We start from the raw sequence: 12,806 nt of genomic DNA on the forward strand, positions 1-12,806 counted from the left end.
TAATTAGAGGTGTGAAATCGTTTGCGTGTATCGTAAAAGTTTTATCACATTTTTTTCTTATACGCTCTGCAGAATTACAGGCAGAATTCGCCTGTCAAAAATCGCTGAAATCATTAATGATTAGAGAATCGCGGTTTTCCGTTCCCGCCAGCCACGCTGGTGTTCAATTAAGGAAAGTTTCATTTATGGTCAATCTTCGCCAGCCCAGGGATGTTGCGCAAATTTTGCTGTCGGTGCTGTTCCTGGCCCTCATGATTATTGCGTGTTTGTGGATCGTTCAACCCTTCATTCTCGGCTTCGCCTGGGCTGCAACCGTTGTGGTTGCCACCTGGCCTTTACTGTTACGGTTGCAGAAACTGCTCTTCGGACGTCGTGGGCTGGCGGTCCTGGTGATGACGTTGCTGTTGTTCCTGCTGTTCATTATTCCCGTTGCGCTGCTGGTCAACAGCCTTGTCGACTCCAGCGGCCCGGTGATTCGCGCCGTGACCAGTGGCGATCTGACGCCGCCGGATCTCGCCTGGCTTAACAGCATTCCGGTTGTTGGCGCAAAACTTTACAGCGGCTGGCATGGCCTGCTGGAGATGGGTGGCAGCGCGCTGATGGCGAAAGTGCGCCCGTATATTGGCACCACCACCACCTGGTTTGTGGGTCAGGCGGCGCACATTGGCCGCTTTATGATGCACTGTACGCTGATGCTGGTCTTTAGTGCCCTGCTGTACTGGCGCGGTGAGCAGGTGGCTTTGGGCGTTCGTCATTTTGCCACTCGCCTGGCGGGCAAACGGGGTGATGCCGCGGTTCTGCTGGCGGCGCAGGCCGTGCGCGCGGTTGCGCTTGGCGTCGTGGTAACGGCGCTGGTTCAGGCGGTGCTGGGCGGTATTGGTCTTGCGATTTCTGGCGTGCCGTACGCCACCGTCTTCACCGTGGTCATGCTGATGACCTGCCTTGCGCAACTGGGTCCGTTGCTGGTGCTGGTACCCAGCATTATCTGGCTGTACTGGACCGGCGATACCACGTGGGGCACCGTTCTGCTGGTCTGGAGCTGCGTGGTCGGCACCATGGATAACGTTATTCGTCCCATCCTTATTCGCATGGGCGCAGACCTGCCGCTGATCCTTATTCTCTCAGGCGTAATTGGTGGGTTGATTGCCTTTGGGATGATTGGTCTGTTTATTGGTCCGGTGCTTCTGGCCGTGACCTGGCGTCTGTTCTCCGCCTGGGTGCACGAAATCCCGCCTCCGGAAACGGACCCGGACGTGATTTTGAGCGAACTGGAAGAGCTGGAAGATAAGAACAAGCAGTAATGGACAGGCCGGGTAACGCAGTCGCGTACCCGGCCTACATATTCCCCTTTAATACTTAAACATTGCTAAAGTATTTATTCGTTGCGCACTGGTCATACCCGCTATTACGGCTCTAAGTCCCCTATTAACCTCAAGAAATCTTTACGTCTCTTTAACTATTGAGACGAATCTGATCGACGCTAAAAGCTGACATGCCTACTATTAGGACACGGTTATAAATCAACACCTTGATTTATAAGCATGGAAATCCCCTGAGTGAAACAACGAATTGCTGTGTGTAGTCTTTGCCCATCTCCCACGATGGGCTTTTTTTTATCCTGATTACGCGCGGCTGACGTCACAGGTGCTGAGCATCCGCCATTCCGTTGACAATACACGGGTTTCCCCGGTCACATTGACCGTCACCACCTCGCGAATATCCGCCGACGATGCACCAATCTGCAGCTCAAATTCACCCGGCTCGACGATCCGTTTGCCGTCACGACGGGTAAAGTTGAACATCTCAACGGGCAACGTAAAGGTGAGCGTGGCGGTTTCACCCGGTGAGAGCGTGACGCGCTGGAACGCCTTCAACTCCTGCAGGGGCCGCACCTGCGTGGCGACGTTATCCCGCACATAGACCTGTACCACCTCGCTGCCGCTGCGCTCACCGCTATTGGTGATATCCAGGCTTACGACCACCTCGCCGTCGATCGGAACGCGGGGTTCAGCCACGCGCGCCGCTCCCCAGCTAAACTGCGTCCAGCCGAGACCGAAGCCAAAGGGATAGCGGGAGCCGAAATGGAAAGCGAACGGTGTGCCGCCACTTTTGAGCTTGTGGTTGTAGTAATAGGGCATTGCTCCCGCGCTTTTCGGCACGCTGACCACCAGACGTCCCTGCGGTTCAGCGCGGCCCGTTAATACATCCGCAATCGCCCAGCCGCCCTCCTGCCCTGGTGCCCAGGCCATCATCAGCGCGGCGACGTTATCTTCCAGCCCCTGAAGGTTGTAAGGCCTCCCGCCGGTCATGACCACGATAACCGGCTTGCCGGTGGCCACCAGCGCAGCCAGCAATTGTTGCTGTACGCCCGGCAGATTCAGAGAGTCGGTATCAGAGCCCTCCCCGACGGTTCCGCTCTGGAACAGCCCGGCGAGATCGCCAACGCAGGCCACCACCACGTCACTCTCCTGTGCGGCTTTTACGGCTTCAGGGATCAGGTCGGTACGCTGCGAGACCGGAGATTGCTGCATGGGTTTACCGCCGCTGTCACCCGGAAACACCGGCGCACCCGCCATCCGTTTTTCGATAATGTGACAGCCTTTGGCATAACGTACCCGCGAGGCCCCCAGATACTGCTCAAGCGCCGCGCGCGGTGTCGTGACCTGCGAGGTCTCTTCCACCATGTCGCTAATAATTAAGTGCACCGGAAAGCTGTAACCGCTGAGGAGCGCCAGCGGATCGTCTGCCGTTGGCCCGACGACCGCCACGCGAGGGTTGCCGCCGAGGGGCAAAATGCCGTTATTCTCAAGCAGCGTCAGCGAACGGGTCGCCACTTCCCTTGCAACCTGACGCGTTGCCTCATTTTGCAAATCGATGCCCTGTTCATCGGCATACGGTTTTTCAAACAAGCCAAGACGGAATTTTTCGGTCAGGACGCGTGCCACTATTTCATTGACTTTCGCCATGGAAATCAGTCCGCGCTCAACGGCTTGTGCCAGATGACGCGCGCAGTCATCTTTTGGTAGTTCGACATCCAGCCCGGCATTGAAGGCCAGCGCTGCAGATTCGGCGGCATCGTGCGAGATGCCATGATGCTGGTGCAGCAGGCTCACGCCGCCGTAGTCCGCAACGATGATCCCATCGAACCCCCACTGTTCACGCAGCACGGTTGTCATCAGGAAGTGGTCGCTGTGTCCGGGCTGGTTATCGATATCGTGATAGGCAGGCATCACCGAACCGGCATTGGCCAGCTTCACCGCCATCTCAAACGGCAGCAGGAAGGTGTCGTTCAGTTCGCTAAAGCCCAGATGCACCGGCGCGTGGTTGCGTGCCCCTTCGCTGAAGGAGTGGCCCACATAATGTTTGAGCGTTGCCAGAAGATCGCGCTTATCGCCCTGCAAACCCTTCACGTATGCCGTAGCCATCACCCCCACCAGCCACGGGTCTTCTCCGAAGGTCTCTTCGGTGCGTCCCCAGCGAACGTCGCGAGAGACATCCAGCACCGGGGCCAGCCCCTGCTGGCAGCCAACAGAGCGTGCTTCTTTGCCAATCTGTTCTGCCGCACGCTGCACCAGCTGCGGATCCCAGGTCGAACCGTAGTTCAGCGACGACGGGAACAGCGTGGCATCTTTGCACAACAGCCCCACCAGGCACTCTTCATGGAACAGCGCCGGAATACCGAGGCGCGTCTCTTCCATCATCATGCGCTGCAGGCGGTTAGCGGCACGCACGCCTGTTTTCGCATCAACGATATGGGTGCCCAGTGGACGCGTAATCTGTCCCACCCCCAGTTTCAGCCGTTCGCTAAGCGCAGCCTGTTCGCTCACGCCCGCGAATTCATCGCTCAGATCGCTGCGTTCGCGGTGGTTACCGTTTTCATCGAGGATCAACCAGTAGGCATGCATCTGGGCGAACTTCTCTTCCGGGGTCATGCGTGCCAGTAGGTCGACGACGCGTTCATGCACGGGACGTCCCGCGTCCTTATAAATCGCAGTCATGTGTTACTCCTGTATTGCGGAATGGGTGGCCGGGGTGAGTTGTCCTGTCTCGTCTCGCACCTCGCGTTTGCTGGCCAGCTCGCGGGCGATGGAATTGACGAGTTTGCTGTTGAGTTTGTAAATGGTCAGCAGCGCGATCATACAGAGGAACAGAATGCAGGGGATGAGAGTGAAGAGCGCATTAATGGTAGAGAGCACGTGCGGTGCCTGGGTTGCCTGACCGGGCGCATAATCCACCATCCCGAGAACCCAACCGACCACCGCTCCGCCCAGCGCCAGACCAAATTTGATGGCAAACAGCGCGGTAGAAAAGACCAGACCATCCAGACGACGGCCGCTGCGATGCTCCTCATAATCGACCACATCAGAGAACATGGTCCACTGAAGCGGCGTGGTCAGGTTCTGAATAAAGCTAAAGATAATATTGAGGCCAAAAATCAGCCAGATCTGCGAAGGCGGCAGGAAGAAAATCAGCGCGCCGAAAATCACGAAGGAAATAATGGTCCACTGATAGGCGCGGACGCGGTCAAATTTCCCCAACAGACGTTCAGATAATAATGCCCCCGTTAAGGACGCCACCATCCCGGAAACAATAAAGGCAAATACCAGCTCCGGGCGCAGAAGCACATATTTCACGTAATACATGGTGGCAGAACCACGCGTCACCACTGCGGTTAACAGCAAAATATTAAACAGGAAAACAATTCGCCACTGGCTATTTCCGGCCAGCAGTTTTAAATCGCCGATCATCGAACCCGAGGTGTCATTGCGCGGGGAATAACGCTCGCGGGTCATCAGGAAACAGCAGAAGAAGAGAATAATACCCAGCAGGCCCATCATGCTCATGGCATAGAAATAGCCTTTCTGAACGTTGCCCTGGCCTAACAGCGAGACCAGCGGTAAGGCGATCACCGTCACAATCAACCCGCCGATGAACGACAGGCCAAAGCGCCACGACTGCAGCGAGTGACGCTCACGCGGATCCAGCGTCAGCGCCCCGGGCATGGCGCAATACGGGACGTTAATCGCGGAATAAATAAGGCTTAAGATGGCGTAAGTGACGCATGCATACACGATTTTTGCCGTCGGCCCGACGTCCGGTACATAGAAGGTGATAAGGCAGCTTACGCCAAATGGGATGGCAAACCACAATAGCCAGGGACGAAAGCGACCGTGCCGCGTCTGGGTGCGGTCGACCAGCGCGCCAATGCAGGGGTCGACAAAAGCATCCACCACGCGCACCACTAAAAACATGGTTCCCATGATGGCCGCTGGCAAACCGAAAACATCCGTATAAAAATAGGCGAGAAATAAGGTTGCCGTTTGCCAGACCAGCGCACTGGCCATATCACCTAAGCCATAACCTATTTTATCTTTGGTACGCAATACAGAGGAGATTGTCATTGTTATTTGCCTTTTTATCAGGTTAAAACGTATTTCAACCAGTTGCGCATCAGTGAGGGAAATGCGCGGTAAGGCTCAAGTATTAGCAACGCTTTGCGCGCTAACAATTGTCTAAATTAACAGACAAATTATGATATTTGGTTTTTTACTTTATTTGTGATGGGGAGCAAATAAGGCATGAAATAAAAAAAGGCGAGGAATATATCCTCACCTTTTTCTGGTGCTGATGGCGTTACTTGTTGAGTTCGGCCAGGCTCAGCCAGGTTTGCACCACGGTGTCCGGGTTCAGGGACAGGCTGTCAATCCCCTCTTCCATCAGCCATGCGGCAAAGTCTTCATGGTCAGACGGACCCTGACCGCAAATCCCGACATATTTACCCTGTTTCTTCGCGGCGCGGATGGACATCGACAGCAGCGCTTTCACCGCCTCGTTACGCTCATCAAACAGTTCAGAGACCACGCCGGAGTCACGGTCAAGACCGAGCGTCAGTTGCGTCATGTCGTTCGAGCCGATAGAGAAGCCGTCGAAGTACTCCAGGAACTGCTCAGCCAGCAGGGCGTTAGACGGAATTTCACACATCATGATAATCTTCAGCCCGTTTTCGCCGCGCTTCAGACCCTGACGTGCCAGCTCCTCCACCACCGCTTTCGCCTGATCCACGGTACGCACGAACGGGATCATGATCTCAACGTTGGTCAGTCCCATGTCGTTGCGCACGCGCTTCACGGCGTCACATTCCAGCGCGAAGCAGGCACGGAAGCTGTCAGAAACATAACGTCCGGCGCCACGGAAGCCGAGCATTGGGTTCTCTTCTTCTGGCTCGTAACGCTCACCCCCCACCAGATTCGCGTATTCGTTTGACTTAAAGTCGGACAGACGCACGATCACGCGCTTCGGATAAAACGCCGCGCCCAGCGTGGCGATCCCCTCGGTCAGACGACCGACGTAGAACTCTTTTGGCGAGTCGTAACCTTTCATCATCTCGCGGATTTCGTTCTGCAGCTTCGCGTCCTGGTCGTCAAATTCCAGCAGCGCGCGCGGGTGAACGCCAATCATACGGTTGATGATAAATTCCAGACGCGCCAGGCCAACGCCTTCGTTCGGCAGGCAGGCAAAGTCAAACGCACGATCCGGGTTACCAACGTTCATCATGATCTTCAGCGGCAGATCCGGCATGGTATCGACGCTTGAACTCTTCACGCTGAAGTCGAGAATATCGGCATACACGTAACCGGTATCGCCTTCCGCACAGGAGACGGTCACTTTCTGATCGTCCTTCATGCGCTCGGTCGCGTCACCGCAACCGACAACGGCAGGGATCCCCAGCTCACGAGCGATGATTGCCGCATGGCAGGTACGGCCACCGCGGTTGGTGACGATGGCCGCCGCTTTCTTCATGATCGGTTCCCAGTCCGGGTCGGTCATGTCGGTCACCAGCACGTCGCCTGGCTGAATGCGGTTCATCTCGCTGATGTCATGGATCACTTTGACAGGACCGGCACCGATGCGATGGCCAATCGCGCGGCCTTCCGCCACGATTTTGCCCTGTGCGTGCAGGGTATAACGCTCCATCACCTGACCGCGGGAGCGGACAGTTTCCGGACGCGCCTGCACGATAAACAGCTTGCCGGTGTTGCCATCTTTGGCCCATTCGATATCCATCGGACGGCCGTAGTGTTTTTCGATCTGTACCGCCTGTTTCGCCAGCTCCTGCACTTCTGCATCGGTCAGGGAGAAACGGTCTCGCATTTCCTGCGGTACGTCTTCAATCTTAACCTGCTTACCATGCTCCTGCGTCGGGGCATAGATCATGCGGATTTTTTTCGAGCCCATCGTGCGGCGAACGACCGCCGGACGGTTTGCGGCCAGCGTCGGCTTATGAACGTAGAATTCGTCAGGGTTCACCGCGCCCTGTACTACCATCTCACCCAGACCCCACGCCGAGGTGATGAACACCACCTGGTCGAAGCCGGATTCGGTGTCGATGGAGAACATCACGCCGGAAGAGCCCACGTCGGAGCGCACCATGCGCTGTACGCCAGCAGAAAGCGCCACGCCGCGATGGTCATAGCCCTGGTGCACGCGGTAAGAGATGGCGCGGTCATTGAACAGGGACGCGAAGACGTGTTTCACCGCCACCAGCACGGCGTCATAACCCTGGACGTTAAGGAAGGTTTCCTGCTGTCCGGCGAATGACGCATCGGGCATATCTTCCGCGGTGGCAGAAGAACGCACGGCAAACGACGCCTGGGCATCATCTGCTGAGAGCTGGTTATAGGCTTCGTGAATGGCTTGTTCCAGTTCCGGCTGGAAAGGTGTGTCGATAATCCACTGGCGGATTTGGGCACCGGCTTTCGCAAGCTCGGTCACATCATCAATATCCGTTTTATCCAGCAGGTCATAAATGCGCTGGTTTACACCGCTCTGGTCTAAAAACAGGTTAAAGGCATCGGCGGTTGTGGCAAACCCGTTCGGTACGGAGACACCCATACCCGACAGATTTGTAATCATTTCACCCAGGGAGGCATTTTTGCCCCCAACTCTGTCTACATCATTCATGCCGAGTTGGTTATACCAAAGCACCAGCGGTGACGAGCCATTGTTGGACATCGAAACAATCCTTTTGTGATATTTGATCGGAGTAAGAAACACCTGACTACGTATTTATACTGGCATAATTATTTCCGCTAAAAAAACGGTGAATCGTGTAAGCAATTTAAATTTTCAACTTTTCGGATACTTTCCCACCATCCGCTAACCCGATGATTCCTATATATTCAGCCAAAAACCCTAAAAATAAAGTCGTTAATTGAAAAATGAAATCCACTTTTCAGGAAAATCAAAAACACCGTTTCATTTATAATTAGGGTAAGTTCTTTGCTGTGTAATTTACTTTTTTAATTTATGCTTTCAGACAATTACGTACGATATTCAGGGTGGGTAAAATGGATAATGCTGTCGATCGCCACGTTTTTTATATTTCTGATGGTACTGCGATTACCGCTGAAGTGCTGGGACATGCGGTGATGTCGCAGTTCCCCGTTTCGATTAACAGTATCACGCTGCCGTTTGTGGAAAATGAGAGCCGTGCAAAGGCGGTGAAGGACCAGATTGACGCCATCTTCCAGCAGACGGGGGTCCGCCCGCTGGTCTTCTACTCCATCGTGATCCCTGAAATTCGCGCGATTATTTTGCAAAGTGAAGGGTTCTGTCAGGATATCGTCCAGGCGCTGGTGGCCCCGCTGCAGAGCGAACTGAAACTCGACCCGACGCCTATCGCCCACCGAACGCACGGGCTGAACCCCGGCAACCTGACCAAATACGATGCGCGTATCGCCGCCATTGATTACACCCTGGCGCACGACGACGGTATTTCGCTGCGTAACCTCGACCAGGCGCAGGTGATACTGCTTGGCGTCTCGCGTTGCGGGAAAACCCCGACCAGCCTTTACCTGGCGATGCAGTTCGGTATCCGCGCCGCCAACTACCCCTTTATTGCTGACGACATGGACAATCTGGTGCTGCCGGCCGCCCTTAAGCCGCTCCAGCACAAGCTGTTTGGCCTGACCATCAACCCGGAACGGCTAGCGGCAATACGTGAAGAACGCCGAGAGAACAGCCGCTACGCCTCAATGCGCCAGTGTCGAATGGAGGTTTCCGAAGTGGAAGCGCTGTACCGCAAAAACCAGATCCCGTGGCTAAACAGCACTAACTATTCGGTAGAAGAGATCGCCACCAAAATCCTCGATATCATGGGACTCAACCGCCGCATGTACTAACATGCTAGTACAATAACTCAGAATCGGGTATCATCACCACATCCTCGGCGCGCAGACGCGCCGAACTTGAATTCAGCAGGGATTGGTTTAAGGTGATGCCCATCACTTCCCGGTAGTCTGCCGATGAAGCAAAAATTTTTCTGAGACATTTCATGAATAAAACCGATGAACTCCGCACTGCGCGCATTGACAGCCTGGTCACACCGGCTGAACTGGCACTGCGGCATCCTGTTTCCGCGGGTGTAGCGGAACATGTCACGGCATCCCGCCGTCGCATTGAAAAAATCCTTAATGGTAAAGACAAACGTCTTCTGGTGGTGATTGGACCTTGCTCCATCCACGATCTGGATGCCGCAATGGATTACGCAAAACGGCTTCAGAGACTGCGGGACAAGTACCAGCATCGCCTTGAAATTGTCATGCGCACCTACTTTGAAAAACCGCGCACCGTCGTGGGCTGGAAAGGGCTGATTTCCGACCCGGACCTGAACGGCAGCTACCGTGTTAATTATGGCATTGAGCTGGCGCGTAAACTGCTTTTGCAGGTCAATGAGCTGGGCGTACCGACGGCCACCGAGTTTCTCGATATGGTGACCGGACAGTTTATCGCCGATCTCATCAGTTGGGGCGCTATCGGTGCGCGCACCACGGAAAGCCAGATCCACCGTGAGATGGCCTCTGCCCTCTCCTGCCCGGTTGGTTTTAAAAACGGTACCGATGGCAACACGCGAATTGCCGTTGACGCGATCCGTGCATCGCGTGCCAGCCATATGTTCCTGTCGCCGGATAAGCGCGGTCAGATGACCATTTATCAGACCAGCGGCAACCCATACGGGCATATCATCATGCGTGGCGGGAAAAAGCCTAATTACCACGCGCAAGATATTGCTGCGGCGTGTGAAACGCTGGCCGAGTTCGACCTGCCGGAACACCTGGTGGTGGATTTCAGCCACGGCAATTGCCAGAAACAGCATCGCCGCCAGCTGGATGTGTGTGATGAGATCTGCCAGCAGATCGTCAGCGGTTCAACCGCCATCGCGGGCATTATGGCCGAAAGTTTTATCCGGGAAGGCACGCAAAAAATCGTAGCCGGACAGCCAATGGTTTACGGCCAGTCGATCACCGACCCGTGCCTGAGCTGGGAAGACAGCGAACTGCTGCTGGAGAAACTGGCGGCAGCGGTCGATTCACGTTTTTAGTCCTTGCCTTTTACCCTCTCCTGCGGGAGAGGGTCTACGTTCGCGCACAGCCACATCCTCTTCTGTTTTGATCCCATCACAGTTTTTTCACAAAAACGCTTGCCGTGAATTTTCACTTTGTTGATAATGATTATCATTGTTACATTGATTGTTATTTATAAACATTATGTCACGTACGGATAACAACGCGGCAACGCCCGAAAACACACACACAGCACCTGTCCCAGCGCGCACCGATCGTCGGATCGACAGTAAAAGCCTGCTGGGGGACGAGGGACGCGTGATCATCGAGCATGACGGCCAGCTTTATCTGTTGCGCCAGACCCATGCCGGGAAGCTGATCCTCACCAAATAAAATACCACAATACCTTCGCCAGCCACCCAGGTGATCCCCAGGCAGCCAGCGCTTTCGATTCTTTATGGAGAGTTGCTATGCCACACCTGCATTCCGCATTTTTGCGCCCGTCCTGTCTTGCGCTATCCATTGTCAGCGCCCTGCCGGGCGTCGCGTTTGCGGCCACAGATGACATGACCGTTATCGCCACCGGCAACGCACGCAGCGCCTTCGAAGCCCCGATGATGGTCAGCGTGATTGACACCGCAGCCCCGGAAAATCAGACCGCCAGCTCGGCCGCCGACCTGCTGCGCTACGTCCCAGGCCTGATGCTTGACGGCACCGGGCGCACCAACGGTCAGGACGTCAACCTGCGCGGTTACGACCGCCGCGGCGTGCTGGTGCTGGTGGATGGCGTGCGCCAGGGGACCGACACTGGCCACCTGAACAGCACGTTCCTCGACCCGGCCCTGATTAAACGTATCGAAGTGGTTCGCGGCCCGTCAGCCTTACTGTACGGCAGCGGCGCGCTGGGGGGCGTGATCGCGTATGACACCGCCGATGCAAATGACCTGCTGGAACCGGGAAAAAACAGCGGCTACCGCGTGTTTGGTACGGGCGCGACGGGCGATCACAGTCTGGGCATGGGGGCCAGCGCTTACGGGCGTACCGAAACCCTGGACGGACTGGTTGCCTGGTCGAGCCGCGATCGCGGCGATCTGCGCCAGAGCGACGGTGGAACAGCACCGAATGACGAATCCATCAACAACATGCTGGCAAAAGGCCGCTGGGCCATCGACCCGGCCCAGACGCTGAGCGGATCCCTGCGCTATTACAATAACGCGGCGCAGGAGCCAAAAAACCCGCAAACCCCCGCCGCAGACGCCAGCAGCAATCCCATGACCGATCGCTCCACCATTCAGCGAGACGCTCAGCTGGGCTATCACCTGGCTCCCCAGGGCAACGACTGGCTGAATGCCGATGCGAAACTCTACTGGTCTGAAGCGCGCATTAACGCCCAAAACATTGACGGCACCGGCGAGTTTCGCAAGCAGACCACCCAAGGTGGCAAAGTGGAAAACCGCACCCGTCTGTTCAGCGACACGTTTGCCTCACATCTTCTGACCTATGGCGGCGAATACTACCGTCAGGAGCAACATCCGGGGGGCACCACCACCGGCTTCCCGGAGGCTAAAATCGATTTCAGCTCCGGCTGGCTGCAGGACGAGATCACCCTGCGCGACCTGCCGGTCACGCTTCTCGGCGGTACCCGTTACGATAATTACCGCGGGAGCAGCGAAGGATACGACGATGTGAACGCGGACAGATGGTCCTCCCGTGCCGGACTGACCGTCAGCCCGACCGACTGGCTGATGCTGTTCGGCTCTTACGCACAGGCCTTCCGTGCGCCGACCATGGGTGAAATGTATAACGACGCCAAACACTTCTCCATCGGCCGCTTTTACACTAACTACTGGGTACCGAACCCGAACCTGCGTCCGGAAACCAATGAAACGCAGGAGTTTGGCTTCGGGCTACGCTTTGACGACGTCATGCTTGCTAACGATGCGCTGGAATTCAAGGCCAGCTACTTCGACACCAAAGCCAAAGACTACATCTCCACCAGCGTCGATTTTGCGGCTGCGACCACCATGTCCATGAACGTTCCCCACGCCAAAATCTGGGGCTGGGACGTGATGGCGAAATACACGGCCGACCTGTTCAACCTCGACGTCGCCTATAACCGCACCCGGGGAAAAGATACCGATACGGGCGAGTATATCTCCAGCATCAACCCGGATACCGTCACCAGCAAGCTGGATATCCCGGTGGCGCAAAGCGGTTTCTCCGTCGGCTGGATCGGCACCTTCGTCGATCGCTCAACCCATATCAGCAGTAGCTACAGCGAACAGCCTGGCTATGCGGTTAACGATTTCTACGTAAGCTATAAAGGCCAGGAGCAGCTCAAAGGAGTAACCACGACGCTGGTGCTGGGTAACGCGTTCGACAAGGCGTACTGGTCTCCTCAGGGCATTCCTCAGGACGGACGCAACGGTAAGATTTTTGTGAGTTACCAGTGGTAATCCCCAC

Annotated in this window: 8 protein-coding genes and 1 other RNA gene; 6 read left to right on the forward strand and 3 right to left on the reverse strand. The window is 55.7% G+C overall.

Annotation, left to right across the window (positions count from 1 at the left end; genetic code table 11):
- Positions 1 to 185: 185 nt before the first annotated feature.
- Both ydiK and rprA read left to right on the forward strand, forming a co-directional pair.
- Positions 186 to 1,301, forward strand: coding sequence for an AI-2E family transporter YdiK (ydiK, locus tag QE396_RS07490; RefSeq protein WP_309950545.1), 1,116 nt, complete (start codon positions 186 to 188; stop codon positions 1,299 to 1,301).
- 208 nt (positions 1,302 to 1,509) lie between these two features.
- Positions 1,510 to 1,617: antisense sRNA RprA (gene rprA, locus QE396_RS07495), an RNA gene on the forward strand.
- 5 nt (positions 1,618 to 1,622) lie between these two features.
- Here rprA and QE396_RS07500 read toward each other — a convergent pair.
- From QE396_RS07500 to ppsA, 3 genes are all read right to left on the reverse strand, one after another.
- Positions 1,623 to 3,998 carry a glycoside hydrolase family 3 N-terminal domain-containing protein gene (locus tag QE396_RS07500; RefSeq protein ID WP_309950548.1) on the reverse strand — a complete coding sequence of 792 codons (2,376 nt, stop codon included), beginning with the start codon at positions 3,996 to 3,998 and terminating at the stop codon, positions 1,623 to 1,625.
- Between the two features lie 3 nt (positions 3,999 to 4,001).
- A complete protein-coding gene (locus QE396_RS07505) occupies positions 4,002 to 5,402 on the reverse strand; it encodes an MFS transporter (RefSeq protein ID WP_309950552.1) in 1,401 nt (466 codons plus the stop codon).
- Between the two features lie 232 nt (positions 5,403 to 5,634).
- The gene (ppsA, locus tag QE396_RS07510) at positions 5,635 to 8,013 is read right to left on the reverse strand and encodes a phosphoenolpyruvate synthase (RefSeq protein WP_309950556.1); all 2,379 of its coding nucleotides are present in this window, start codon (positions 8,011 to 8,013) and stop codon (positions 5,635 to 5,637) included.
- Positions 8,014 to 8,348: 335 nt separating this feature from the next.
- On the opposite strand from ppsA, the gene ppsR reads away from it, so the two are divergent.
- The 4 genes from ppsR (at position 8,349) to QE396_RS07530 (ending at position 12,799) form a co-directional block, all read left to right on the forward strand.
- Complete coding sequence (ppsR, locus tag QE396_RS07515) at positions 8,349 to 9,182, forward strand: posphoenolpyruvate synthetase regulatory kinase/phosphorylase PpsR (protein ID WP_020884387.1); 834 nt, start codon at positions 8,349 to 8,351, stop codon at positions 9,180 to 9,182.
- Between the two features lie 152 nt (positions 9,183 to 9,334).
- Positions 9,335 to 10,381: a 3-deoxy-7-phosphoheptulonate synthase AroH gene (aroH, locus tag QE396_RS07520; RefSeq protein ID WP_279256852.1), complete on the forward strand. Its 1,047-nt coding sequence runs from the start codon at positions 9,335 to 9,337 to the stop codon at positions 10,379 to 10,381.
- 166 nt (positions 10,382 to 10,547) lie between these two features.
- Positions 10,548 to 10,736 carry a hemin uptake protein HemP gene (hemP, locus tag QE396_RS07525; protein ID WP_138613801.1) on the forward strand — a complete coding sequence of 63 codons (189 nt, stop codon included), beginning with the start codon at positions 10,548 to 10,550 and terminating at the stop codon, positions 10,734 to 10,736.
- A 77-nt stretch (positions 10,737 to 10,813) separates the two neighbouring features.
- Complete coding sequence (locus QE396_RS07530) at positions 10,814 to 12,799, forward strand: TonB-dependent hemoglobin/transferrin/lactoferrin family receptor (protein WP_309950562.1); 1,986 nt, start codon at positions 10,814 to 10,816, stop codon at positions 12,797 to 12,799.
- Positions 12,800 to 12,806: the final 7 nt, after the last annotated feature.

The organism is Enterobacter sp. SORGH_AS_0287, assembly GCF_031453695.1.
In the GTDB taxonomy this organism is placed as follows: domain Bacteria; phylum Pseudomonadota; class Gammaproteobacteria; order Enterobacterales; family Enterobacteriaceae; genus Enterobacter; species Enterobacter ludwigii.